This window comes from Mesorhizobium sp. M7A.F.Ca.US.014.04.1.1, from assembly GCF_003998745.1.
GTDB lineage: Bacteria > Pseudomonadota > Alphaproteobacteria > Rhizobiales > Rhizobiaceae > Mesorhizobium > Mesorhizobium ciceri.
Window position 1 is genome coordinate 1 of sequence record NZ_RZRW01001456.1, and the last position, 453, is coordinate 453.

1 protein-coding gene is annotated in these 453 nt (G+C 63.8%); it reads right to left on the reverse strand.

The window, feature by feature from the left end:
• A partial coding sequence (locus EOA22_RS37090) for a ScpA family protein (protein ID WP_164756356.1) occupies nucleotides 1–453 on the reverse strand: 453 nt, incomplete at both ends.

Below are 453 nucleotides of genomic sequence, written 5' to 3' on the forward strand. Positions count from 1 at the left end.
GCCTTGCGCAGCTCCTCGGGACTGGTCATGTACGCGATCAGAAAACTTTCCATCGTCGTCCAGTCGCTCACGGCTCCCACAAGGCGGGTCAGGATGTCGCGCGCGTCCTTGAGCGACCAGACACCGCGCCTGGCGATGGTCACATTGTTGATCGCCTGCTTCTGGCGCTGCTGGGCATAGGCGGTCAAGAGATCGTAGAGCGAGGCAGAATAGGCGTTGCGCTTTTCGATGATGACCATTTCCGGCATGCCGCGCGCGAACACGTCGCGGCCGAGCCGGTTGCGGTTGACCAGACGCGCCGAGGCGTCGCGCATGGCTTCCAGCCGCTTCAGTCGGAACTGCAGCACCGCCGCCAGTTCCTCGCCGCTTTCGCCCTCGTCGCCTGGCTGCTTGGGGATCAGGAGCTTGGACTTGAGCAAGGCCAGCCATGCCGCCATCACCAGATAGTCGGCG